Source organism: Hyphomonas atlantica corrig. (assembly GCF_017795365.1).
Classification (GTDB): domain Bacteria; phylum Pseudomonadota; class Alphaproteobacteria; order Caulobacterales; family Hyphomonadaceae; genus Hyphomonas; species Hyphomonas atlantica.
This window is the reverse complement of sequence record NZ_CP051254.1, coordinates 134,579-160,152: the sequence shown is the minus strand read 5'-3', so window position 1 is coordinate 160,152 and position 25,574 is coordinate 134,579. Positions and strand designations below refer to the sequence as shown.

Annotated in this window: 19 protein-coding genes; all 19 read left to right on the top strand. The window is 52.1% G+C overall.

Features of this window, described 5'->3' with window-relative positions; translation table 11 throughout:
* The first annotated feature begins 55 nt into the window (after positions 1 to 55).
* The 19 genes from HF931_RS00750 (at position 56) to HF931_RS00660 (ending at position 25,561) form a co-directional block, all read left to right on the top strand.
* A complete protein-coding gene (locus tag HF931_RS00750; RefSeq protein WP_051615006.1) occupies positions 56 to 799 on the top strand; it encodes an IclR family transcriptional regulator in 744 nt (247 codons plus the stop codon).
* A 702-nt stretch (positions 800 to 1,501) separates the two neighbouring features.
* Positions 1,502 to 2,284: a 3-(cis-5,6-dihydroxycyclohexa-1,3-dien-1-yl)propanoate dehydrogenase gene (gene hcaB / locus HF931_RS00745; RefSeq protein ID WP_034738352.1), complete on the top strand. Its 783-nt coding sequence runs from the start codon at positions 1,502 to 1,504 to the stop codon at positions 2,282 to 2,284.
* Between the two features lie 72 nt (positions 2,285 to 2,356).
* A complete protein-coding gene (locus HF931_RS00740) occupies positions 2,357 to 3,448 on the top strand; it encodes a WD40/YVTN/BNR-like repeat-containing protein (RefSeq protein WP_273241470.1) in 1,092 nt (363 codons plus the stop codon).
* 46 nt (positions 3,449 to 3,494) lie between these two features.
* Positions 3,495 to 5,822 carry an efflux RND transporter permease subunit gene (locus HF931_RS00735; protein ID WP_273241468.1) on the top strand — a complete coding sequence of 776 codons (2,328 nt, stop codon included), beginning with the start codon at positions 3,495 to 3,497 and terminating at the stop codon, positions 5,820 to 5,822.
* A 59-nt stretch (positions 5,823 to 5,881) separates the two neighbouring features.
* Complete coding sequence (locus HF931_RS00730; RefSeq protein ID WP_273241466.1) at positions 5,882 to 7,804, top strand: DUF1302 domain-containing protein; 1,923 nt, start codon at positions 5,882 to 5,884, stop codon at positions 7,802 to 7,804.
* Positions 7,805 to 7,841: 37 nt separating this feature from the next.
* A complete protein-coding gene (locus HF931_RS00725; protein ID WP_273241464.1) occupies positions 7,842 to 9,272 on the top strand; it encodes an outer membrane lipoprotein-sorting protein in 1,431 nt (476 codons plus the stop codon).
* A 175-nt stretch (positions 9,273 to 9,447) separates the two neighbouring features.
* Positions 9,448 to 11,334 carry an AMP-binding protein gene (locus HF931_RS00720; protein ID WP_349679777.1) on the top strand — a complete coding sequence of 629 codons (1,887 nt, stop codon included), beginning with the start codon at positions 9,448 to 9,450 and terminating at the stop codon, positions 11,332 to 11,334.
* A gap of 92 nt (positions 11,335 to 11,426) precedes the next feature.
* Positions 11,427 to 12,410, top strand: a complete 984-nt coding sequence (locus HF931_RS00715) for an NADPH:quinone reductase (RefSeq protein ID WP_034738356.1) — start codon at positions 11,427 to 11,429, stop codon at positions 12,408 to 12,410.
* A 134-nt stretch (positions 12,411 to 12,544) separates the two neighbouring features.
* Positions 12,545 to 13,585 (top strand): alpha/beta fold hydrolase, encoded by a 1,041-nt coding sequence (locus HF931_RS00710; RefSeq protein ID WP_045699445.1) that lies wholly within the window; start codon positions 12,545 to 12,547, stop codon positions 13,583 to 13,585.
* Positions 13,586 to 13,825: 240 nt separating this feature from the next.
* Positions 13,826 to 14,563, top strand: coding sequence for a GntR family transcriptional regulator (locus HF931_RS00705; protein WP_206741425.1), 738 nt, complete (start codon positions 13,826 to 13,828; stop codon positions 14,561 to 14,563).
* A gap of 69 nt (positions 14,564 to 14,632) precedes the next feature.
* Positions 14,633 to 16,012 carry an aromatic ring-hydroxylating dioxygenase subunit alpha gene (locus HF931_RS00700; RefSeq protein WP_084146479.1) on the top strand — a complete coding sequence of 460 codons (1,380 nt, stop codon included), beginning with the start codon at positions 14,633 to 14,635 and terminating at the stop codon, positions 16,010 to 16,012.
* 114 nt (positions 16,013 to 16,126) lie between these two features.
* A complete protein-coding gene (locus HF931_RS00695) occupies positions 16,127 to 16,690 on the top strand; it encodes an aromatic-ring-hydroxylating dioxygenase subunit beta (RefSeq protein WP_045699447.1) in 564 nt (187 codons plus the stop codon).
* Between the two features lie 8 nt (positions 16,691 to 16,698).
* On the top strand, positions 16,699 to 17,025 hold the full coding sequence (locus HF931_RS00690; RefSeq protein WP_034738357.1) for a bifunctional 3-phenylpropionate/cinnamic acid dioxygenase ferredoxin subunit: 327 nt from the start codon (positions 16,699 to 16,701) through the stop codon (positions 17,023 to 17,025).
* On the top strand, positions 17,025 to 18,254 hold the full coding sequence (locus tag HF931_RS00685) for an NAD(P)/FAD-dependent oxidoreductase (protein ID WP_051615014.1): 1,230 nt from the start codon (positions 17,025 to 17,027) through the stop codon (positions 18,252 to 18,254). Before HF931_RS00690 ends, HF931_RS00685 begins: the two co-directional genes overlap by 1 nt.
* Before the next feature lie 51 nt (positions 18,255 to 18,305).
* Positions 18,306 to 19,184 (top strand): biphenyl-2,3-diol 1,2-dioxygenase, encoded by an 879-nt coding sequence (gene bphC, locus HF931_RS00680; RefSeq protein ID WP_034738359.1) that lies wholly within the window; start codon positions 18,306 to 18,308, stop codon positions 19,182 to 19,184.
* 66 nt (positions 19,185 to 19,250) lie between these two features.
* Entirely contained in the window at positions 19,251 to 20,105 is an 855-nt protein-coding gene (locus HF931_RS00675; protein WP_034738360.1) for an alpha/beta fold hydrolase, read from the top strand.
* A gap of 100 nt (positions 20,106 to 20,205) precedes the next feature.
* Positions 20,206 to 20,499, top strand: a complete 294-nt coding sequence (locus HF931_RS00670; protein WP_034738361.1) for a hypothetical protein — start codon at positions 20,206 to 20,208, stop codon at positions 20,497 to 20,499.
* Between the two features lie 169 nt (positions 20,500 to 20,668).
* Entirely contained in the window at positions 20,669 to 21,184 is a 516-nt protein-coding gene (locus HF931_RS00665; RefSeq protein ID WP_045699449.1) for a hypothetical protein, read from the top strand.
* A gap of 1,284 nt (positions 21,185 to 22,468) precedes the next feature.
* Positions 22,469 to 25,561, top strand: coding sequence for a TonB-dependent receptor (locus HF931_RS00660; protein ID WP_273241454.1), 3,093 nt, complete (start codon positions 22,469 to 22,471; stop codon positions 25,559 to 25,561).
* Positions 25,562 to 25,574: the final 13 nt, after the last annotated feature.

The following is a 25,574-nucleotide window of genomic DNA, read 5'->3' as shown; positions in this document are numbered from 1 at the left end:
AGGCAGGCCAATTGCTATCACAATGTGATAAATGGAGATCCGTGTGACACGATCCATGTCTTCCTTCGACAAGGCGATGGCCTTGTTCGGAGCACTTGTTGCGCAGGACGGTGTATTCGAATCAGACGCAATGAGTGTCCAGCTCGGGGTGCCGGAATCGACTCTGTACAGGCATCTGAATGCCCTCCATTCGGCCGGGCTCATCTGCCGATCCAGACGTGGACGATATTTGCCCAACCCAGTTTTTCTGAAGAAGTTGGAGGGGTACACACCACATGCAGTGCTGTCGGAACTAGTACGGCCCTTTTTGGACCAACTAAGTGTCGCGTTGGAAACCACGACCCACTTTGGCCTTCTGGAGAACGACATGGTTACCTACCTCGCGAAATCGGTATTTGAAGGAGAGGAGGTGTTCACGCGCGAGAACGGGCAGCTGGAGGCGTACTGTTCTGCTATCGGCAAGGTGTTGCTCTCGCACATGACGGTCGACGAGCAACGGGCGTATATATCCAGCGGGCCCTTTCCAAAGCTAACGGATAAAACGATCACGGATCCAGCCGCAATCGAACGAGAACTACATCGCACGCGCAACAAGGGATTCGGCGTCGACGATGGCGAGGTTCACAACGCACTTTATTGCATCGCTGTGCCAGTCTTCAGTTCGCGGGGAATAGTCGTGGGCGCAATTTCTAGTTCATCTAGCCAGAGGTGGGCGAGTCCTAAAGAACAGCGTGATCGCCTGATTCAGCTCAACGGGGTAGCGCAGTCAATCTCTTCCACTTTAGGGGCCGGCGCATGATCATGTGGAGATGAGAGCTCAAAAAAATGGGAGCCGCTTAGGCTCCCAGAGTTTGGCGGAGACCTAGCTCCGCCGGAGGAAACAGACTGGTTGTCGTATCTGTTGTACGTTCCCTGACCTTGAATGGCAGTGAAGTTCAACCTGACACGACACATTTGAGTTGTGCCGCGATCCGGTTGCGCGTCAACCTGGCCGGATGCGAATGAGCGGCATCGCTCTCACATTGTGAAACTTTATGGAATCTGAGCACTCGGGTGGAACAGGATTGGAATTCTGTACGCCTACCCATGATATTTATGTGCCGAGAATATTCCCGAAAGCGGCCAATGCGCGAATAATCGGACATGTGGGAACATGGACTGCGTTCTGAGCGTTCCCGAACAACCGATAGAAATAAGCGAGTATACGGAACAAAAATCTCGGAGTCGGGAAATGGCTTTTCGACATCCGGGGCGGCGAGCACTGCTCCAATCCGGGAGTCAGGTGCACTAAGTTGCGCTGGCGTCTGTTCCGTATGGCGAAATTAACAGCGGCATCGATAGCACAGTTGCCTTTGGCCACATGCAGATTTCGATCCTTGCTACGGAATTTGAGCTCGCGCTGTTCGTAAATAAATATTGACACAATCAAAAAAATCATTTTTTCTCAAAAAAAGAACAAAATCTTGCACCTCAAGCAAGGTTGTTAGGGAGGTACTTAAATATGCCAAAACTAAGCGGCAGTTCCGTTTTGATTACGGGCGGAGCCACGGGAATTGGTCGGGCGGTGGTCCATCATTTTGTCGAGGAAGGTGCCAGACTGTGTGTTCTGTGCGTCAATGACGAACAGGCGAGTTCGTTGCGGGGTGAGTTCGGGGCTGAGGTTGAAACAGTAATTGGGGATGTGCGCAGTCTGGCAGACAATCAGCGCGCTGCGGCCCTTGCCGTGGAGAGATTCGGTGGACTGAACACCTTTATCGGCAATGCAGGGATATGGGATTTTATAACGCCTCTGGAAGCGCAGGATGAAGAAAAGCTCGAAAGAGTCTGCGATGATATTTTTGGTGTGAATGTAAAGGGGTACGCGCTCGGAGCGTACGCGTGTCTTCCTGCGCTTCGCCAGTCTAAAGGGTCCATAATTTTCACGGCCTCTAGCTCAAGCTTTTTTACGGGCGGAGGTGGTCCGCTATATGTGGCATCGAAACACGCTGTGATTGGACTCATCAAGCAGCTTGCGAAGGAAGTCGCGCCAGACGTTAGGGTTAATGGCGTAGCTCCAGGAGGTACGATTACCAATCTTTCCGGGTCGCCCTCATCCGAGCACGCAAAGTCCCAGATGGCTGAGATTCCAGAGATCGACAAACTTCTCGAGGGCATGACACCGCTCGGATTTGCCGCAAAGCCTGAAGACCATGTAGCGCTATATGCGTTGCTTGCCTGTCCGGTGTCGGCTCGATACGTCACAGGCACAACCATCTTGTCCGATGGCGGTATTGGCGTGGGCTGACCCAGCCTGAACGCGTTCACCAACTAAGTCGAAATTGTGCCAGCAGTGCTGGCGGTCTTTTGGATCAAATCTATGAACCTGCCGGTCTTCAAATTCGCTCATGCTGCCGCTGCTGCTGGGGTGCTTTACTTCTCCCAACCTGGGGCGCTGGCAGAGCAGGCCGTTTTATCGCCCCCCGACATAAGCCCTCGGTCAAATATAGAGATGCCAACTGACGGACGTGTACGGTTTGTTCCTGATAATTTATTTGCCGTCGATTTTGTCTCTGATTCTGTGGGCTGGGCGGGGGGATACTACGGGACACTACTGAAGACCGAGGATGGAGGAGGGCACTGGAAGCGCGAGCCCTTGCCGTTTACGGACTTAATTAGGCGAATCGACTTTGTGGACGAGGCCGTCGGCATTGCTGTCACGAGTAGAGGAAAGATCCTGAGGTCTGAAGACGGGGGCGCACATTGGGAAGTTGTGCATGTTGAGCCGGGCATTAACTTGCGAGATGTCTACTGTCTCGACGCCCAGACAGCTTGGGTCGTCGGACATGAGGCTACAGTGCTTCACACGTCCGATGGCGGTAAAACGTGGCAAACTCAGGCGTTATCCGGATATCAGGGACGTGATCTACCGAGATTGAATGGCATTACACGTCTCGAGGACGGGCGGTTGGTTTTGGTTGGGGAGTTCGGCCTGATAGCGTCGTCAATCGATGATGGATTGAGCTGGGAGGTGCTGGACGCGCCCGATGCCTCGGTCACATTCACAGCGGTAGATGCATGGCGTTCGGAGGCGCTAATATCTGGGCTTGGCGGCAAGCTTACAATGGTTCGATTTGGTTCGGACAGTGACGTTGAAGAGGGCTCGGGACGCTTAATGGACCGTGTCCCGACGATCACAGCTTTGTCCTCGGGGACAGATGCGCATTTGTTCGATCTAACATTAGACCAAGATGGTGACGGAGTGATCGTAGGCCAGGGCGGTGTGGTCCGTGTAAAAGCTGGATTGCCTGTATCGGATTTGTTGCCCTTGGAGAGTAAGCCAGGATTCCTTTGGTACGGAGGAGTCTCTAAAACATCAGAACACGGAGGGTATGTTGTCGTTGGGGCGAACGGTGCCGTACTAAAAACCGAATTCGATGTCTCAGATCCGGAGCCGTTAGTGCGGTGGTAACAGGAGTAGTTCGCTTGTTGCAAATTCAATCAAAGGCTCAAATTCAGTGGTAAGTTATATTTCGAATTTCGTCATAAGATTTCCCAGAATCATTCTGGCAATCGCTTTTCTGGTCACATCGGGGGCGGCTTATTTCGGCGTGACAGGTGTCTCGTTGAAGGTCGTTATCGAAGATATGCTGCCTGCAAACCATTCGAATGTCGAACTCTATAAGGAGTTCCGGAGTCAGTTTGGTGGAGTCAATAATGTCCTTGTCGAAGTCGAAAATAAAGCAGGCGACATCTACAATTCGGACTTTCTTGAAACGTATCGGGAAGTATCAGACGAGTTCTATTTTCACGATAACAATATCCGCCCTCTGTTTGAGGCGGCCAATCTCCGGAAGACGAGATCGGTGGCCGGCGGGGAGGGGCAAATTCTGGTCAGTCCTCTTATGTGGCCGGAAGTGCCCCGCTCTGAGTCTGATATGGAGCATTTCAAACAAATCGTCAGGGGGCAGTTTCTCGGCTCATTGGTCTCACTGGATGAGCATTCAATGCTTATTTCTGCCGAGCTTTCAGAGGAGGTGGATTCTCGGGAGTTTGTCGCCTTTATTGACAATCTAAAATCAGAATTCTCGACGAAAGATGTAAAAATATCAGTCGTTGGCAGGCCCGTACTTCTGGGCACGGTTAAGAAATATCTGCCTCATATGCTGTTGGTTTTTGCGGCCTCTGTGCTGGCTATCGCTGCCGTCCTATTTTTCTATTTCAGGTCCTGGGTGGGCGTTGCTGTTCCAATGCTCGTGGCCTTCGCCGTCACGATTTGGGGCTTTGGCGTCATTGGCTTGGTCGGTTACAATCTTGATCCCCTGTTGCTCTTGCTCCCATTCTTCGTCTTCGCCACTGTCTTATCCCATTCAGTTCAATTCGTTTCGCGCGTTTTCGATGAAATCGAAAATAGTGCCACCATGCGTGATGCAGTAAAAGAAGGCCTTGAGCGCCTTCTGTTCCCGAGCACTGCGGCTGTGATTACCGATGCAGCTGGATTTACGGTTCTGGCTCTGGTGACTATCCCAAGCATACAGTCGCTTGCCTTCATTTGCACGTTTTGGCTTCTAACGCTGACCCCGGGAATTATTGTTGCTGCGGCGTTCATGGCGGTCCTTCGGAAGCCGACAAAATTCCGCACCACCTTACCCGGTCAAGCCGTATTGGCCAAAATTTTTGGGCTGAAAGCGTCCAGATATGTATTCCTCCCGGCTTTTGTCGCTGCGTTGATTGCGGGCATTTTCATTTCGCAGGGGCTAAAAATAGGTGACGCAGAAGGGAGCCCGATCCTGTGGAAAGATTCCCAATACAACAAAGATGTCAAAAAAATCAACTCGAGCTTTGACCGTGTCGGTACGGATGTAATGCAGGCCTATTTCTCCGGTGATGGAGAGATAATGCTAGATCCGCGTGTGTATCATCAGATCGAAGCATTTGATCGCTATATTTACGAACGAGTTCTTCCCGCAACTCGCGCACAAAGCCTTGTTCCAATTGTAAAAAATATCAACATGGTTTTGTGGGAAGGGGACCCTTCATACCAAACAATTCCTGATACAGAAGAAGAAATAGGGTTTAACATTTACATGTTCCGGTCTGGCGGTGAGCCAGGAGACTTTGCCGCCTATACGAACCCGGAATGGAGCATCGGTAAGCTCTCAATTTATACGGGGGAGCATAGTGCTGACACCGTGAATGCGTTGATGGCGGCGGGCCATGAATTTCTAAACACCTATCAGTTTTCAGATGGGGAGCCGCGTGTGAGGTTCGCCGGCGGACAGATCGGTATAATTAAGGCGAGTAACGACGAGATCGAGCACAAAGAAAATGTACTCCTTATTGCCATTATCATCGTTATCGCAGTTAACCTGCTCTGGCTATATCGATCACCCGCAGTCGCAGTCGTGATCATACTTGTACTGACGACATCTCACTTTATCACCATGAGTGTCATGACGCTTATGGACGTGGGGATGAACTTGAATACGCTGCCGCTTGCTGCGTTGGGTTTGGGCCGTGGTGTTGATTACAGCATCTACATGGCAGACCGGATACGCGACGAAATGAGGCACGGCCATGAATTCGCGAAGGCGGCGGGCCGGGCGTTCAACACGTCTGGTATTGCCGTGATAGTTACGGCACTGACGATGATACTGCCGCTATTGCCGTGGTACTTCCTGTCTCCGATCAGGTTCCAAGCCGAGATGGGCGTTCTGTTGGCGATCATCTTGATGTTCAACATGGTGGGGGCGCTCACTGTTGTGCCTGCAGCAATCGGCTTGCTGAAGCCACGGGGATTTCCGTTTAGCACACAGAAGAAAATAGTCAGGGCTATGGTTGGTTAGATTGAGGGCGATAGAGCCTGGCTGCGCATCGGGAAAAATAGAAAGTGAGGGAGAGAAAGATGAATACCAAGAATAAAAAAACTAAAACTAAGTCGCAAAAGCTATGCCTGCTCGGGGCTACAGCATTTTCCACAGTCCTTATGATGCCGCTGGCAGCGAATGCCGAGTCATTGGCTGAAGCGCTGAACCTGCCCGACAATGTCTGGGTGGGCGGACGTCTGACGCAAGGGACGGGCGTCTATTTTGACCGGTATGGTGGTGGAACTGGAGTGGGGCCTTCCCAGTTTGTAGCGCAGCTTCAGGCTGAGTGGACTCCCAATAGCAACGTGACGGTCGTTTCCGATTTTTGGCTGCGCGGCGATTGGTACTATGATCTTGATGATGGAGATTCAACCGGGCCTGGCACGCAAGACTTTACTAAAGGCCCTCCGTTTCTAGATCGCTTTGATTTTTTACTCTCGCAGGATGGGGCGCTCACGCTTCCTGAACCGTTTGGTAATAGCGGTGAAGAAAATCGCATACTCGATGATTTCGAGCAGGATGTGATTAGAGAGCTGTCGATAGCGTTTGCTGATTCAGAGGGACGCGCGTCTCTAAAAGTCGGAAAGTTTCAGCGAGGGTGGGGGCAAGCAGATGGTCTGCGCCTTCTTGATATTCTGAACCCACAGGATCTCCGCCAAAGGAGTATATTTACAGACACCGAGGATTTGCGGATACCTCAGTGGAGTGCTGCCCTATCTTTGGATATTGACCAGCTTGGGTTGGCTGCTCCTTTTGAGGGGCTAGGACTCAAGGATCCATCACTGGAAGTGATCTACACTCCGGTGGTACGCCATTCCGAATTCATCGTGAATAATCCCACGCCGAATTCCAGCACGTCCGGAGGGCCCTTCGGACTGCCCTTTCCGAGATTGGTGGAAGGGCAGTCCGGTTTTGGAATGCCTTTGTTGGGAGCAAAGCTGTCGGACAAGGAAACAGACGACTGGGAAGATTCCGAGGTCGGCATGCGGCTAAAATTCGATGTCCTTGGCGGGCAGGGGACAGTTAATGGTTTTTACGGTTTTCAGGATCTGCCGATCGTCGTCAACACCGGTGCAACAGTTCATATTGGCACATTTATCGGAGATCCAAATGCAGCGGGCGTTGTCAATGTGCCCATTGATCTCCCAACCACCATAGGTGCGATGAATGCGCCGGGTCAGTACGTTGATTTCATCCAGTCTCTAGCAGCTGGGACTGCGGCGCCAGGGGACTTTCCTTTAATTCCGTTCGGCTGCCTTGATATTCTGGATCCGGCGGCGGGAGGGGTGCCGTGTTCTATTACTGCAGATTTTGACCTCGATTACACACTCCGGCAAAAGACCGTCGGTTTTTCATTCACACGCGATATGACGGAGTTCCGATTCGGTAGAAAGGATGTCTCTCCGGTACTGCGTTTGGAGGCGGCATACGAGTTTGACAAACCCTTCAACAAGGGGGTGATTCAGAACCCCTTTGTGCCCGGGCGTGTGACCGTCGGAACACCAGCTCTCATTACTACCCGTGACGACACAATCGCGAGACGAGATCAGCTGTCTGTCTTGGTCGGATTTGATTATAATTTCTGGGTGCCGGGGTGGGAATCCCAGCGCAGTTCGATTTTTATGACAACTCAGTTTTTCGAGATCCATACCGAAGATGCTGATGGGCTCCTGTTTCAGGCGCCTTACGCGCTTACAAATGTTGAAGAGAACCAGGAATTCATAACTCAGACGTACACGAAGGGTTTCTTAAACGACAAAGTGACTCTGGATGGCTTGGCGATCTGGGACATGGATAAAGGTGGCGTTGCGATAAGGCAGAGAATAGATTTCTCCGTAGGAGGAGGAAATTGGAAGCCCAGAATTGAAGTGGGCTACTTTAGCGGGAAGGATGAGCAGGGCCTTTTGGGGCTCTATAACAAATCGGACTACGTTGAGTTTTCTCTGACCTACCAATTCTAGAGAAACATAACGATAACGCAAAGATGTCTGGTTCTTGATGATGGAGAAGAAAATGAAACGGTTAAGCTTGAAAAGCTTTCTGATCGGAGCGACGGCGCTTATGGCAGTTGCGACTGCAGCAACGCCCGTAGCGAATGCACAAGAAGATTATATCGAGCGCTGGAAGGCGTTTGCCAAGGAGACGGGCTTGCCCGAACACAAAGCCTGGGCTGATATGCTTGACAATGATGAGACCCGAAAACTTGAGAAAGAGTGGAAGGATTTCAGAGGTTACACGGCCTCGAGCCTCATAGAGGACGCCGATATTCCGGGCGAGCTAAAACCAGGGTTAATCATCACGAAAGACAACCTGGCGTCAATGCCTTGGTTGTCAGACTATCTTCCAAAGTTCTGGATTGATCGGCTCAATAGTGAGTGGATGGGTGTCAAGGGTATCCGCATTGTTCCCACGAACCATTATTATATGCAGAAAGCTCTGCTCGATGCGACCAAGAAGCTGGGCAAAGATCCCTTCACGATTAATGAAAAGGGTGAGCTGGTAGACAGGGACGGAAAAAATGGCGTTCTCACAAAGAGCGGATTGCCTTTCCTGACACCAAAAAATGGTGATGAACTAAACTGGTTGTTCAATGCGCACGGCGTGGGAACAGAAGATCTCTGGTTCAACCCGGTACTGATGACCGGCTGTAGCTCCAGCAATAAGGTCGAACGCTCTTACACAGGCAATATTTGGTGGCGCAAGATGGCGGGTAGAGTTGGTAAAACTCCGCTCGGTAATGTTCCGGGATATGAAGGTGTCACCGAAGCGGGTTCTTTGCTACTAACTTCGCCTAGGGATGTGCGAGGATTAGCCGGTGTCCGACTTCGGTACGCGGATGCTGACAAAGATGACAACTTCAAGATTTTCATCCCTACGCTCCGTCGTACTCGCACTCTTACTGGTACCAATGGCCAAGATCCAATTGCTCCGTCTCTGGAGCTCACTTGGGACGAATGGCGTAGTCAGTGGACCAAAACTGATAAACGCAAATTCAAGTACACCATGGTTAAAGAGGGCTTCGTATTAGCCGCACCGGAGGTTGGTGCAGCATACGATCCTTATCGTCCGGATGAGGCGCATTGCGCTTTGACGGGAATTGTTGACATGGAGCTGAGGCCGGTATGGGTTTATGATATCGATGATCTCACCAACAGCTACCAGTACTCCAAAAAACGCATTTGGGTAGATAAGGAACTCTACTATACCCAGTGGATGGAAATGTACGATCGTCGGGGTAACCTATGGCGGACTTGGGACGATTCACGCTGGTGGCAGCCCACAACGGGACGCGCAATGTGGCGTTCACTGATTATTCCAAACTTGATTTCACAACGGCACACGATACTCAGCATGTCGTCGGATTGGGAGAAAGTTGATCAGATGGACAATTCTTTGTTCGACGTCGATAAATTGAGAGACAAACGCTAGTCACTCTCGGGTTGGCATTCATCAAGATTGCCAACCCGCACGTGCTGCCGAGCTACGATTCACACCGAAGAAAATTGGAACTATTCCGTCTTGGTCACAGGCCGGAAACTGGTTGTGCGGTTGTAAAGAACATAGTGGCGGCAAGGCGGACCCGGCAGTATTGGAAGACATTCTTATGGGAAGTTATAGAACGACATACCAGAAATGGGAATCGGCACCTGATAAGTTTTGGGAGGCAGCGTCTCATGCCGTGGAGTGGTATAGACCTTACGACGTACTCAGAGAATCGAAAGATCATGCGACCCGTTGGTTTGTCGGCGCCGAATGCAACATATGCTGGAATGCTTTGGACCGTCATGTGCGCGATGGCCGTGGAGATGATCTGGCGTTGATTTACGATAGCGCAATGACGGGAGCGGTGCGGAAGTATACTTATTCTGAACTACTCGATGAGGTTGGTATACTTGCGACCGTGCTAAAAGAGCGTGGGGTGAATGCCGGCGATCGGGTCTTGATTTACATGCCAATGGTTCCCGAGGCTGTGATTGCGATGCTTGCGACGGCGCGCATCGGAGCAGTCCATGTGGTCGTATTCGGGGGGTTCGCAGCTAGAGAGCTTGCCACTCGAATCGAGGACGCGACGCCAAGAATTGTGTTGTCAGCGTCCTGCGGGCTCGAGCCTGGTCGTATCGTTGAGTACAAGCCTCTCCTTGATGAGGCGATCAGGCTCAGCCCGCACAAACCTGAGTGTTCAATCATTTTCCAGCGTTCTAGCAGGACGTGCGAGCTTGAGCATGAGCGGGACTTCGACTGGGCCGCCCTGGTTGAAACCGCAAGAACGGCTGGCGAGAGAGCCGAATGTGTGAGCGTGGCGTCTACCGACCCGCTATACATTCTGCATACATCGGGGACGACTGGAAAGCCGAAGGGTATCGTCAGGGATCACGGGGGGTATGCGGTCGCTCTCAAATGGTCGATGGAATATGTATACAATGTCAAACCGGGAGAGGTGTTCTGGGCCGCATCGGATGTAGGATGGGTCGTCGGTCATTCGTATATTGTGTATGGTCCGCTTCTTAACGCCAGTGCGACGATACTGTTTGAAGGAAAGCCGGTCGGAACACCAGACGCTGCAACCTTTTGGAGGGTGATTGAGCGGCACCGGGTTAATACGCTCTTTACGGCACCCACGGCGTTAAGGGCGATCAAGAAAGTCGACCCAGCAGGCTCATTATTTTCCGGTTACGATCATTCCGGTTTCAGACAGCTGTTCCTTGCGGGTGAACGAGCAGATCCTGACACGATCCAGTGGGCAGAGCGTCTCCTTGATGTGCCAGTCGTAGATCACTGGTGGCAGACTGAAACAGGGTGGCCGATCGCAGCCAATCCGTTGGGAATAGAACAGCTGCCAACAGAATATGGTTCTAGCACAGTTCCTATGCCTGGATTTGATGTTCGCATTGTGGATGAGAGCGGTTCTGAAATGCCGCAAGGTGGGCACGGAGCTATTGTCATAAAGCTGCCGCTTCCACCGGGGTGTTTGCTGTCACTGTGGGAAGACGATGAGGCATTTCTAAAATCATACTTTGAGGAATACCCCGGATACTACAAGACCGGGGATGCCGGATATATAGACGATAAGGGCTACATCTTCGTCATGAGCCGCGTTGACGACATTATTAACGTTGCGGGTCATCGCCTGTCCACTGGTGCAATCGAGGAAGTGGTGGCGGCGCATCCAGATGTCGCGGAGTGCGCCGTTATTGGAGTTGCAGATTCTTTGAAGGGAGAATTACCAATTGGGCTCATCGTTTTGAACGATGGGGTCACGCGTGCAGAGGAAGAAATTACGAGAGAAATCGTAAACTTGGTGAGAACCGAAATTGGTCCGGTAACTGCCTTCAAGCGCGTCATCGTTGTCGATCAACTTCCAAAAACAAGGTCGGGAAAGATTCTACGGAAAACGATCAAGAGCATTGCGGAGTCGCAAGACTATGTAGTTCCGGCGACGATCGATGACCCGCAGGTATTGAATGATATCACTTCAGCCATTGCTCGGTAGGCGCGTATCCGGCCTCACCACAATGGCAAATGTCTTGGCGGCCCACGGATGAGTAATTTTTGAATCTGGAATTGACGCCAGAAAGGGAAAACATGAAAGCTTATATCTACGAGAATACAGGGCCAGCTGCGGACGTATTGACGCTGCGGGAGATGGTGATGCCGGCGCCTGGGGCCGGCGAAGTTCGGGTGCGGTTAAAATGGTCGGGTGTGAACCCTTCTGATGTCAAAACCCGCAGTGGGCACATCCCCTCCACAATCCCATTTCCACGCATTCCTCATAGTGACGGAGCCGGACTGGTTGATATGATTGGTGATGGCGTTGACGATTTTCAGCCGGGCGATGCGGTTTGGGTCTGGAATGCCGCATGGAACAGAAGCAATGGAACTGCCGCTGAGTTCGTTGTGCTGCCTTCTGAGCAGGTCGAGCATATGCCGGACGGGCTGGCGCTTGAGAACGGTGCATGTCTCGGCATTCCTGCAATGACCGCCTGTCATGCCGTCGCAACTGACGGAGGAGTTCGAGGGCAGATTGTCCTCGTCGCGGGTGGCGCAGGTGCGGTTGGCCATTACGCGATTCAGGCGGCAAAATTTTGTGGTGCCAGAATTGTCATTGCGACAGTCAGCAGTGAGGAGAAGGCGGCCCTAGCGAGGCGCGCAGGAGCAGATTTTGTATTCAACTACAAAACAGACACGCTGGTCGAAGAAATCAACAAGGTTACGGACCATCGGGGCGTCGACCGGATAATCGAAGTAGACCTGGCTGCCAACATTCAAACAGACGTGGCGATTATGAAAGAGGGGGGGCTGGCCGTCATCTATGGCAGCAGTCAAAAAGAAATCGCTTTACCTTTCTCGCCGTCAATCGGACGCAATATCTGTTATCGCTTTTTCATCGTGTACAAATTATCCAGGTCAGATAGGCAAAGAGCCCTGTTGGTGCTCCAAGACATGCTTAAGGACAAGAACGTCCTGCATAATATTGCAAAAAAGGTGAGCTTTGCAAATCTCGTGGAAGCCCATGAACTGGTTGAGAGCGGAGCGTTGCCGGGCAACGTCGTTTTGAGAATTGAATAGTTCGGCGGAGAGCTATGCTGTCAAGTTATTTGGAGCAGCAGGATACCTCCCGAGGGGCTTTCCGGACTTGCTTTTTGGAGCCGGCCTTCACGGACGCACAGAGACAATTTTGATTTCTGATTTCGGAAAAAATCATGCAACAAAGAAGCTCACAATTCTTGACTGTCGGCTCTGCCCGAATTCACGCCGTGTGCGAAGGCGAAGGCCCACTAGTCATACTCGTTCACGGCTTTCCGGAGTCCTGGTATTCGTGGCGCCACCAGCTTTCAGCTTTAGCCGAGGCCGGTTACCAGGCCGTTGCCATTGATCTAAGAGGCTATGGGCGATCATCCAAATTCTTGGACTCCGAATATTATCTGATCAAGTCTGTTGTCGAGGACATCGTGGGTGTGGTCAGGGCGTTAGGTGCCTCAAGTGCCGTTGTCGTTGGGCATGACTGGGGGGCAATGATTGCCTGGACAGCGGCCTGGTTGCATCCTGAAATCTTCCGTGGCGTTGTGGGGCTTGCAATTCCTTTCTCTGGGCGCGGGCTAATTGCTCTGCCTGGCTCTCCTTTCGGTGAACGCTCTCCAGAAGATATTCATAAAGAATTGGCTGGACCAGACCAACAATTCTATCAGGACTATTTTGGTTCGCTGGCACCGGCCATACGGGAATTCGAAGAAGATTCGGGTGGTTGGATACGTGACGTTCTGTGGGCCTTTTCAGGCGAGAGTATGAAGGCTGCGGGTTTTTCTGGCCTTTTGGACTTACCGCAAGTGGACATCATACGTGCGAGCGCCCTTAGTATACCGTTTGGTGCTCGAATGCGGGACAAAATGCATGCGCCCGCCGATCTTCCGGTCTGGTTGAGAACGGATGATTTGGAGTTCTATACGCAGGAGTTCGAGCGGTCAGGAATGATAGGGCCTTTTTCCTATTATCGAAGTATTCAAAACAGTTGGGAGCAGCTTGAGTCACATGACGGCACTCAGCTTCGCCCACCTGCGATGTTTATTGGAGGAGAGTGCGATGTCACGACAGGATGGGGACTAGAGGCAATTGATCGTGTAGGCGAGTTCGTTCCGAATTATGTCGGGTCACACATTCTGTCCGGATGCGGTCATTGGATCCAACAAGAACGGCCTGAGGAAGTAAATGAATTGGTTTTGGGATTCATGAGAGAGCTTGTTTGAGGCGCGCTACGCGGAAGTGCGCACGCTAACGTGCGTCTGTATTATCTCCCGAGTGAACATTTTATCAGGCGCTTGGGCAAAGGATAATGAACACGAATTTTCGGGCGTGCGTGGGACTCTATGGCCCAGACGGAATGCTGAGAAATTGGGGAATGCATCCTGAATTTTGTTGACATAAGAAAAAAAATAATTTTATTTGATAAAAAAGAATAATCCAAGGTGAGGAAGAGGCTATCAATCATGTCCACGGGTGAAATGTTCCAGCGTCGGACGGAAACTGAGTCCGAATCAGACGGGCCTCGGAGCCTGATTGAGTCGACTTACGAGCAGTTGAGTCTCGATATTGTACACGGCAAGTATGGGCCGGGTGACAAGCTGCGACTTCAGCCACTAAGTGAAAATTATGGAGTGAGTGTTGGCACTGTGAGGGAGTCGTTATCTCTCCTCGTGTCGGATGGGCTCGTCCTTACTCAATCCCAAAAAGGTTTTCGAGTGGCGCCGATGTCGCTTGTTGATTTCGAGGATTTGACCAAGGCGCGGGTCCTGCTGGAAGCATCAGCGTTGCGGGATAGTATCGTATCCGGGAAAGATGACTGGGAAGGTCGGGTTGTCCAAGCATATCACCAACTGTCCCTTGCGGAGAAAAGGCTCGAAGCTAATCCAATCGCAGGATTCGAGATATGGGAGCAGCGCAATCAGGAATTTCATGATGCGCTCGTATCGGCTTCTTCCTCTCGCTGGGTGCAGAAGTTCCGAGTTATTCTCTACAAGCAAGCGGAACGCTACCGGCGGTTGTCTACAGCCAGTCGAGTAAGCCCTGGCGTGTTGGCTCATTCTGAACACGAGAAGATTTTCGAGTTGGCCATTGCGCGTGACGCCGATGCGGCGGTTGAGGCGCTATCTTTTCATATTTGGTCAGCCGTAGAATTCTTGAAGGGGCGTGGTCTGATTTTGGAAAGTCCGGACAAGGAAGGCTAATTCTGCCGGCAGGCCTCATATTAAAAATGGAGGCATGGGCGGCTCATGATATCAAGGAAGGTTACAAATATGACGACGGCTAAAACAAAGACGCGCCTGAACATCGGGCACGAACCAAAGGCGTTCGAGAAGAAAAATGTTTGGAATGTCGAGGAGATAACGGCTCTGCTTGACGAAGAGAATGGCACGCTTGATCCAAGAATTTATTCAGATCAGGATCTGTATGAGTTGGAACAGGAACGCGTTTTCGGACGATCATGGATTATGCTCGGGCACGAGACACATGTTCCCAAAGCCGGTGACTTTTTGACGGCCTATATGGGCGAGGATCCCGTCATTCTTGTGCGTCAAAAAGATAGAAGCTTGAAGGTTTTTCTAAACCAGTGCCCGCATAGGGGGATGAGAATCTGTCGAACCGATGGCGGCAACGCAAAATCGTTTACATGCAGCTATCATGGTTGGGCGTACGACATCGGCGGAAACTTGGTGAACGTACCATATGAGTCTGAGGCATTCTGTGAGGACTTCAACAAGGCCGAGTGGGGGCCGGGCCAGGCAAGGGTTGAGACCTACAAGGGCTTGATCTTCGCGAACTGGGATAAAAACGCGCCAAATCTGCGCGAGTATCTTGGCGACGCGACATTCTACATGGACCACATGCTCGATCGAACCGAGGCGGGTACTGAAGTTATCAGCGGCATGCAGAAATGGGTTATCCCATGCAACTGGAAGTTTGCCGCTGAGCAGTTTTGTAGTGACATGTATCATGCCGGAACCGTATCCCATCTGTCCGGTATCGAGGCGGGCCTGCCCGAAGGTATGGAGCTTTCGGATGCGAAGATTCCGACGGTGGGATACCAGTTCAGGGCGAAGTGGGGCGGGCATGGAACGGGTTTCTATGTCGGAGAGCCAGGTATGCTAGTGGCTATCATGGGGCCCAAGATTGCTAAATATTGGACGGAAGGTGAAGCGGCCGCCAGGGCGGAGAGGCGCTTGGGAAGCGCAGAGCGTGCGCGTCAATTGATGGTCCAGCACATGACTGTTTTCCCAACCTGCTCATTCCTTCCCGGTATCAACACCGTTCGAACCTGGCAGCCGAGAGGCCCGAACGAGACAGAGATATGGGCATTTACAGTTGTAGATGCTGATGCTCCTGACGAGATCAAGGAAGAGTACCGCCGTCAGACATTAAGAACGTTTTCTGCCGGAGGCGTATTCGAGCAAGACGATGGTGAAAACTGGGTCGAAATCCAGGCTGTGTTGCGAGGGCATCAGGCTAGGAAGCGCCGGCTCAACATTCAAATGGGAAAAGGTCGTTCTGCTGCCGATAATCCGCATTACCCGGGCAGTATTGGGTATGTGTACAATGAAGAAGCCGCTCGCGGACTCTATCATCAGTGGATCCGTATGATGACTGAACCTGATTGGGACACACTCGGGCCAAAGTAGGGAGGTCTGTGAGCGGATCACCCGTTTCGTAGGCAGAGCGAAGTGCGCTCAACCGATAGTTCTATTAACCCTCGCGAATAACGGGCGCATAAATCGCGCAAATTGGAGATAATTATGCTGAAAGAAAAAGTGGGACCAGAGTCATCAGCGTCGCAGATAAGCACTGCCGCTCTGCTGCTGCAGCATGAAGTTGAGCAATTCTATTATAAGGAGTCTCTTCTGCTTGATCGGCACGAGTTCAACGATTGGTTTGACCTTCTGGACAAGGACATCAGGTACTTTATGCCGTTGAGAACGAATCGCACGAGGCGCGATCAAAAGCTCGAATACTCTAAGGACGGTGAGTACGCGCATTTTGATGATGATCTAGTGATGATGCGTGGGCGGCAGCGGAAATTAATGTCGGATGTCGGATGGTCTGAAAGCCCGGCTTCGCGAACGCGCCACATCATAGCGAACGTCATCATTAACGATGCAAGTGATGATCAGGAAGTTCATGTGACGTCGTCATTTATTCTTTACCGAAATCGTCTGGAACGGCAGGTCGATATTTTTGCAGGAGAGCGAATGGATGTACTGCGCCGCAGTGACAACAAGCTCGGCTTCATGATCGCTAAGAGAACCATACACATCGATCAAAGTACGATTCTCTCTAATAATCTCAGCATCTTTTTCTAGGTATCGTGATGGCTTTTAAGAAAGTTTGCAGCCTAGACGAAGTTCCTGAAGGTGACGCGTTGCGGGTGGAGTTGTTCGACGAACCTATCGCGCTATTCAACTTAGACGGAGAGATCCTCGCGACTCAGGACCGCTGCACACATGGCGACTGGTCGTTAGCGGATGGCTTTCTCGAAAATGGCGTCATTGAGTGTACGCTTCACTGGGGAAAATTCTGTGTGCGGACGGGAAAAGTGAAGGCTCCACCCGCTTGCGCGGCCTTAACTGTTTATCCCGTGAAGGTGGAGGGCAACGACGTCTACGTGGATTTCGAATCTGGTAAGGTCAACGATTGATGCAGAGTTTCGCGATCATAGGTGCGGGTCTGGCGGGGGCGACAGCGTGTCGGTCGCTCAGAGACCAGGGGTTTGAGGGAAAGATTTTCCTCTTTGGCGACGAGCCGTATGAGCCATATGATCGACCCTCCTTGTCCAAGTCTGCTTTAGCGACCAAATCTGCCCCCCCTTTGTTAATGGGTTGTAATTGGAGCGAAGAATTCAGGGTCGAGAAATGTCTGGGAGTTCGCGTTGAAACAATAGACTTGCCCTCGATGCGTATTGAGGTGAGCTCTGGCTCGGACCTCAAGTTTGACAAGCTCCTTTTTGCCACTGGGTCTCGGGCGCGGTCTCTGCGTCTAGATGCGCATAGCGAGACGCCGGGACTTTACTCACTGCGGACACTTGACGATTGCGTGGCTCTACAGGGAGCAATCTCCCCTGGGGCACAAGTCATCATCATCGGGGGAGGCCTCATTGGATGTGAGCTTGCCACTACAATTCAGAAGATGGGTGCAAAGGCGATTATCCTTGAGACTGCCAATGAGCTCTTGTTGCGTGTTCTGGGCAAGACAATAGGCTCGTGGTGTCGAGAGGAATTGGAGGCCATAGGGGTTGAAGTCCACACGGGCGTCTCAATTACTCATGTAGATCTAGACCCCTCGTTCCGGGAAGTACGATGCGGCGACGGAAGAAGATTTTCTGGTGATCTGGCAATCGTCAGCGTTGGTGCGGAGCCGGTCACCGCTTTAGCAGAGCATGCTGGATTGGCGTGCGCGAGGGGCATCATTGTAAATTCAGTTGGTATGGCTTCAAGCGACACGGTGTACGCAGCGGGCGATGTCGCAAGTTGGCCTCTCAGGAGCGGAGGGCGCCGCAGTCTGGAGACTTATCTGAATTCTCAAAACCAGGCGGCTGTGGCTGCGGGAGCAATGCTCGGAAAGGGTGAGCCAGCACCGCAAGTTCCGATTTCTTGGACGGAGATAGCGGGGCATCGGATACAGATGATGGGCGAAGTCACTGGTCCTGGCGATGTCGTCACTCGGGTTGATCCCGGAGGGACCGGAATGACGGTGTGTCGATTGAATGGTGGGGAGCTTCAATCTGTTGTTTCAATAAACCAGCCGGCAGATTTTTCTTTCGCATCAAAAATCATTGAACGGAGGATGCAGGTAGATGCGAAATCAATTCGTGATCCACTCATTCGTATGAAAGACGTTTTCAAATTGGCGGCAAAGACGGTCGCGTGAAGTACAATAAGTACGGATACACACTAAAATCAAAAAGACAGGGAGAAGACAATGAGCGTTAAGAAGTTGGGATATCTGGGTTTTTCTGCATCAAACATTGATGCGTGGCGGGATTACGCAACCGGAACGTTAGGGCTAATGGATGCTGGGACGAGAAATGACACTCTCTTTCTGAGAATGGATTCTCGAAATTGGCGGGTTGCAGTCCATCCAGGTGCGGCAGATGATCTTTTGTATGCGGGGTTCGAAGCTTCGAATCGAGCCGAGATGCTTGAGATCGCTGAAAGACTAAAGGAAATGGGTATCTCCGTCGAGCAGGCCGATTCCAAGCTGTTGGCGCAACGGGGAGTGATTGATTTGGTATCCTGCCTTGATCCGTCAGGGATCAAGATTGAGGTGTATTATGGTGCCAGCGAACTCTACGAAGAGCCGTTTATTTCGCCTACGGGTGTATCTGGATTTCTAACTCAGGATCAGGGACTTGGGCACTATGTCCTGAGTGTTGAAGATATTGAACGTTCTTTGGATTTCTACATCCGTGGACTGGGAATGGAGCTATCCGACATCATCGACTGGCAGGTCAATCCGGACGTGAAGCTTCAGGTGAACTTTCTCCATTGCAACAGGCGCCATCATAGCCTGGCATTAATCCAAGCGCCCGCCTCCAAGAAGTTACACCACTTTATGCTGGAAGTAAGCTCGTTCGATGATGTCGGGCGCGCATATGATCGCGTGTCAGAGAAGAATGAGATCGTGATGACGCTCGGTCGGCACACAAATGACCACATGTATTCGTTCTACGGCGTCACGCCTTCCGGCTTTGCTGTCGAGTATGGATGGGGCGCTCGACCCATCGAGTCAGATTGGTCTGTCGTCCGATATGACAGCATCAGCATGTGGGGACATAAGTTTATGGGCACAGGAGCTTGAGCGGCGCGTCCGCAAAACTGATCCAAATCCGTCCGACCCCCGACGCTGCATTTAGGAGATTCTAGCATGGCCATTCAGATCGTATCTGAAGATACCAACCCAGAGATCGCACGTAACATTGAAGTTCACGGTGTAAAGACGAACTATCATGATCTCGGCGCTGGGAAACCGCTCTTTCTGATTCACGGATCAGGGCCGGGGGTTTCAGCTTGGGCAAACTGGCGATTGGCAATGCCAAATTTTAGTGAGGTGGCCAGAGTAATTGCTCCTGATATGCTCGGGTTCGGATATTCGGAACGTCCGGGAAAAGACTACTATAATATGGAAAGTTGGCTCGACCAGGTTGTTGGGTTGATGGACGCTCTTGATATTGAACGGACCGATCTCGTAGGCAATTCCTTCGGGGGTGCGATTTCTCTTGCGATGGCCATTCGACACCCGGATAGAGTTCGGCGCATTGTTCTGATGGGAAGCGCGGGTTTGGCGTTGGGGCTGAGTGAGGGACTTGACCAGGTTTGGGGGTATTCTCCATCCATTGAAAATATGCGCCGTTTGCTGGATATCTTTGCATATGATCGAAGTTTGGTAACGGATGAGCTTGCTGAACTACGGTACAAAGCAAGCATTCGTCCGGGTTTTCAGGAGTCATTCTCAGCGATGTTTCCTGCGCCTCGGGGGAGATGGCTGGAGCACTTGGCAAGTGATGAACGCGATATCCAGAAAATTCCTCATGAGGTTCTGGTTATTCATGGGCGTGAAGACGTGGTTGTGCCGCTGGAAAATGGCCTGCGGCTGTCGCAGTTAATCAAGAGGTCTCAGTTGCATGTCTTTGGAGAGTGCGGGCATTGGGCGCAAATTGAACATGCTGCGAGATTTGAAAAACTCGTCATGAATTTCATTCAGGAGGCGGAAGAAAAATAGGTGCGGTGCGTCGTTAGTGCGAAACGAAAATATCTAAAATTCGTATGCTGCAATTGACTTAATAATTAAGTTCGAACAAGGACTAAAAAGGAGTGGTAAAATGTTGAAAAAGTTTGCTTTGATTGCCTCTGGTTTTGCGGCCCTGTATTGTGCGAGCGCGCAAGCGGAGGGCCGAGATGATTTGCAGCGCGTCTGCGTAACGGTTTCTGTTGCTGACGGTTTGAGCGAGGAGGAGAGTCAGGATTTTTGTGAGTGCTTAGCAACAGGCGCTGAAGAACAAGGACAAGAGTCCATTGACGAGCTTGTTGAATCGGCAGGAATACCGGATCGGCAAGCGCGCATCAATGGGCTGTCCGAAACGTCTCAGAAAATCGTGGCGGTATGTGCTCCCTAAACAGGTTCCAGTATAAGAGTCTTCGCCTTGGCTAGCTCTGCTTCTGAACAAGCTGTCCGAAGCATGAGTTATTACGCATTCGATTGGTCTTGCCGCTGTGAGGCCGGCTCTCTTCGGGGAAATGTAGACTATTGTTCTTGTGCAGAAAACTTCAATCGGGTCCGGGCGAGTGACTGTTGTCGCGGCATTGGCGAGAAATGCGGTAGGCGATGACAAAGCTGACGTGCCTGTGGGGAGGCTCTCATCTGCCGCCGTCGATATTCTTTTGGGCCTTTATACTGCGCAAACAAGGATGCTTGAGAATGGTTTCCGCAATGACGTAGCAGTCTTGGCTGTATGCACTTTGCTTGCCAATCTGATCGACGGGTTCGTTGCCGCCGAACTTGGTAAGCCGTCCTTGTCTCTCGTTCAGAAAGGCTGGCATCTTCGGAGGCGCGAATTGTTGCTCGCGCGTCCGAACGTCGAATCCCGCAAGGTCGGCGCGGCTGCTAATCGATTGACAAATGATTTTCGCAAAAGCCTCGAAGCATCCGCAGGCGCGAATGGATTAGCCAGAGAGCTAGCAGCTATCTGCCTGGCAGTCATTAGCGAATATCATGAGCGGGGCGAACCGGGCTCGTGCTTCGCTGAAGCCGAGGGAGCGCTCAGCCAACTCATCCGCGCATTCAGTGAAGGTGTTGCTTGACAGAATCAGTATGCGGATAAAGAAGGGGCTGGAGCAACCTCTATTGTTTGAATTCAATCGATAGAAAAGAGACGTTGATAAAGCTCAACCATTGACGGGATCTGACGAAAGTGATCCGGCAAGTGCTTTAGCTATCTTACAATGGTGACGCGCTTACCGATCAAATCTTGGGCTCTTGTACGTATCTAAACAAATCAAAATGGATTTCTCGTGGCCCAGTACCTCGGTAGATGGCGTGCACATGAATTCCTTTAATGGATCGCTCCGGGATGAACGCCAACGGGTTCGTTTCCTTGACCGTAGCAATACAGCTACTTGAGACGTCGAGAATGGACTACAGTGAGAGGAGACCTCATACGGCTCACAATGGGCAATCTCCTGCCGAGTTTGCCCGCAACGTCGGCCTGTGCCATGCTGGCAAGGCCAAAATCGCTGCTGGATTTTAACACCAAGGCCGGACTACCAGAGCCAAGCACTTCATCGCTGCTGTATTTTAGCACCACGACTGGGCCACCAGAGCCAGGCATTTCAGAAACCGCCAACTCTAACTTTACGGGTGGACCAGTCCGATTGGGCAAGCGAGGAAGACATGACGACAAGCGCCTAGTTCCGATGCCAGAGTGATGACATTTGCGGTTTACACGTGGTGCCAACGAGCCTTGTTTTTAATACGGAAAACCTGATGCGGTTTACAGAGAACTCCATGTAAAATAAGAAAAAGTGCGTCGTTTACACCGAGAGGGTCAGCGGTTCGAGCCCGTTACCGCCCACCATTTCCCCCTTGATGATCTACGTTCCTGAAGGCGACTAATCGCAAAGAACCGGCTCGTGTGTCGATTGAGCGGGCATTCGATTTGACCTGGCCTGCAAACTGGAATCCGGTGCGTCTGGCGTCGCCGAGACGTGGAATTTGGTCTGCGATTCTGGTGAGACGTTTCCACTTCGCGCCGAGAAAGTGTGGCGAAAATGCCAACCTTGTCATTATTTTTTCAAATTGCGGTTTGTGAAAAGTTTTCAAAGCTCACAGGTTTCTGCGCGCCGAATTGCTCCAAGTCCCGATAAACACAGGTAAAATCGAGTAAAAATCAGGGTGAAAACGGTTTCATTGCGCAAATGGGTCAGTTTAAAAATTACGTTTTTTCAATGATGCCCACTTGATAGCGCAAACATTTGGTGATGGATTGGCTCGCGGGTAGGCCGGAATGCCGTCGTATTCTGCCTGGCCGAGACAAGCATTGAAGACTGGCACCTGATTTTGAGTCGCCTGTCTCAGGGAGGATTGTAATGACTGTTTCCACGGACAAGCTCCGTGCAGCTTCTGCACGGAAAGTAAAATGGGGTACGCTGCTGTGCGGCGCGTCCGCGGTGTCTCTTCTGTCGGCCATGCCAATGGCAGCGCACGCCCAAGAGGCGGCTGAAGAGACCCTTACGCAAGATGTTGTGGTCGTGCAGGGGATCCGCGGATCGCTCGAGCGCGCCATGGATATCAAGCGCGACTCCAATGGTGTCGTTGACGCCATTTCTGCCGAAGACATCGGCAAATTCCCGGACACGAACCTGGCTGAATCGCTTCAGCGCATCACCGGCGTGTCCATCAACCGCGTAAACGGTGAAGGGTCTGAGATCACCGTTCGTGGTTTCGGCCCAGGCTTCAACCTGGTCACCCTGAACGGCCGCACCATGCCAACCGCCAAGGTTCGCGCGATCGGTGCGCGTGGCAACTATGGCTCCGGTGGTGATCGCGCGTTCGACTTCTCGAACCTCGCCTCCGAAGGCGTCAACGGACTGGAAGTCTACAAGACGGGTCAGGCCGTTCTGCCATCAGGTGGCCTCGGCGCGACCGTCAACATCAAGACACGGACGCCATTTGACGATCCAGGTCTGAACGCTTCTTTCTCGGCCAAGGCAATCAACGATACGAGTGTTGAATCTGGTGATGATTTCACGCCAGAGCTTTCCGGCCTCGCAAGCTGGACCGACGATTCTGATCGGTTTGGTATCGGCGTCTTTGGTTCTTACTCCAAGCGCGATTCCGCGGCACCTTCCCAACAGATCAATGACTGGCTGGTCTTCGATCCGGAAGTCGATGGAGCGTTTGAAGATTCCGGCTATGTCCGCGGTGACGGATCCACGCAGATCACCAATGCGCCAAAGGATGGCCAGCTCTACGCCATTCCTCAGGACAGCCGCTACGACCTCTCGGAAATTTCCCGTGAGCGGATCAACGGCCAACTGGTCCTGCAATTCCGTCCGATCGACAATCTGACACTGACGGGTGATTACACCTTTGCGAAAACGGAAGCAGAAGAGCTTCGTTACGAGCAGACAAACTGGTTCGCCACGCCGTTCGATCAGATCATTTTCGACAATGATGGCCCGGTTGCCAGCGCTGTGTTCCTTCAGGAAAACAACAATGGTTCCAAGGACATCGGCTTTGAGCAAACCAATCGTGCGGTCAAGGACGAGCTGAACTCCTTCGGTTTCAATGCTGAGTGGGAACTCTCTGATCGTGGCACGCTGATCTTCGACGCGCACAGCTCGAAGTCCGAATCCGGTGGCAACAACCCGCTGGGTCACGCGACGACCTTCGTGTCGATGGGTGCACCTGTTATCCTTCAGCACTCTGTTGATTACCGCAGCGGTTCGCCAATCCAGTCTTACACAATTGACGACTCCGTGCGCGGAAACGGCAATGGCGTTCTGGACGTAGGAGATCTGGGTACGCAGGTTCAGCGGAGCAACTCCGCAAACATGCAGCACGAGGTCGACGAAATTGACCTGCGCTATGTCTGGGAGTTCGACAACAGCAGCCTGACAGTTGGTGGTAACTATCGCGACACCACGATGGATCGCTGGACCTTCACGACCCAGCAGGACCTTGGTTCCTGGGGTATTTCGAACCCGGGTGACGTTGAGCAATTTGCCCCAGGCGTCATGGAGCAGTACTGCCTTTCCTGCGTCTTCGATGACGTGAAAGTTGGTCAGGGCGATATCGCGTTCAAGGGCGATGCTGCGAAACTGTTCCCGCTTCTGGCGGCTGCCTATCCGGGTGGAACTCTTTCCACCACCGAGTCGCTCGACACGGTCACAGAGGAAATCAAATCCCTCTACGCACAGTTCCAGATGGAGAGCGAATTCTTCGGCCGTCCGGCACGTGTGAATGCGGGTATCCGCTACGAGGAAACCGAAGTTGAATCCGTGGCAGACCAGTCGCGTCCAGTCGACGTGCTCTGGACAGCGGACAACGACTTCCAGATCCTGACCAGCGATTCAAGCAGCCTCAGCGGATCCGGGTCCTACGATCACTTGCTCCCGAACTTCGACTTCCAGGTCGACGTGACGGACAATATCGTTGCACGGACGTCGTTCAGCACAACCATTGGCCGGACAGCCTACACCAATCTGTTCGCATCCACTGAAGTGAACGCGCCAAACCGTCCATCCGCACTTGGTGGTCAGGTTACAGCGAAGCTGAACAACCCGGAACTGGCACCACTGGAGTCCAACAACTTCGATATCTCGCTCGAATGGTACTATGACGATGCGAGCTATCTGTCGGTTGGTTACTTCGACAAGAAGGTGAAGAACTTCATTGGTAACTCGTCCTATGACGGAAACCTGTTCGACCTTCGTGACCCGGCCTCCGGTGAAGCAGGTACGCGCTCCGGCGATGCCCTCGACATCATCGCGGATCTTGGCATCGACCAATCAGAAGCAAACCTGTTCTCGCTGGTTGCCCTGATTGATGCCAATGGTGGCGACGTTGCTGCCGCTCGTGCCGAGTTCGAAGGGCTCTTGGTTGGTGGTGCGCTTCCGCAAAGCGAAGTTGACCGCATCCTCGGTGCCTATGACGTTGTGTCTGATGCGAATGATCCTGAACTGGTCTTCGCGATCTCGCAGCTGATCAACAACAATGAAGGCAATATCGACGGTATCGAGATCGCCTGGCAGCACTTCTTCGGTGAAACCGGCTTCGGTTTCCAGGCCAACTACACCATGGTCAATGGTGACGTTGGACTGGACCCAGGCTCCAACCCATACGAAGAGCAGTTTGCTCTGCTCGGCCTGTCCGATACGGCAAACCTGACGGCGATCTACGAGAAGTACGGCTTCTCCGCCCGTCTGGCTTACAACTGGCGCGATACGTTCCTGAGCGAATCGAATGTCGGTGGCGACCGCTCGGGTATCTATGTTGAAGACTTCGGGCAGTACGACCTGAACATCAGCTATGACATCAATGAGCAGCTGGCTGTGTCCTTCGAAGGCATCAACCTGACCGGCGAAGACCAGCGGATTTATCACCGCGTGCCGGAACAGGTCTACTATGTCTATGAGCTGTCACCGCGCTACCAGCTCGGCGTGCGCTACAAGTTCTAATCGGAAGCGATTT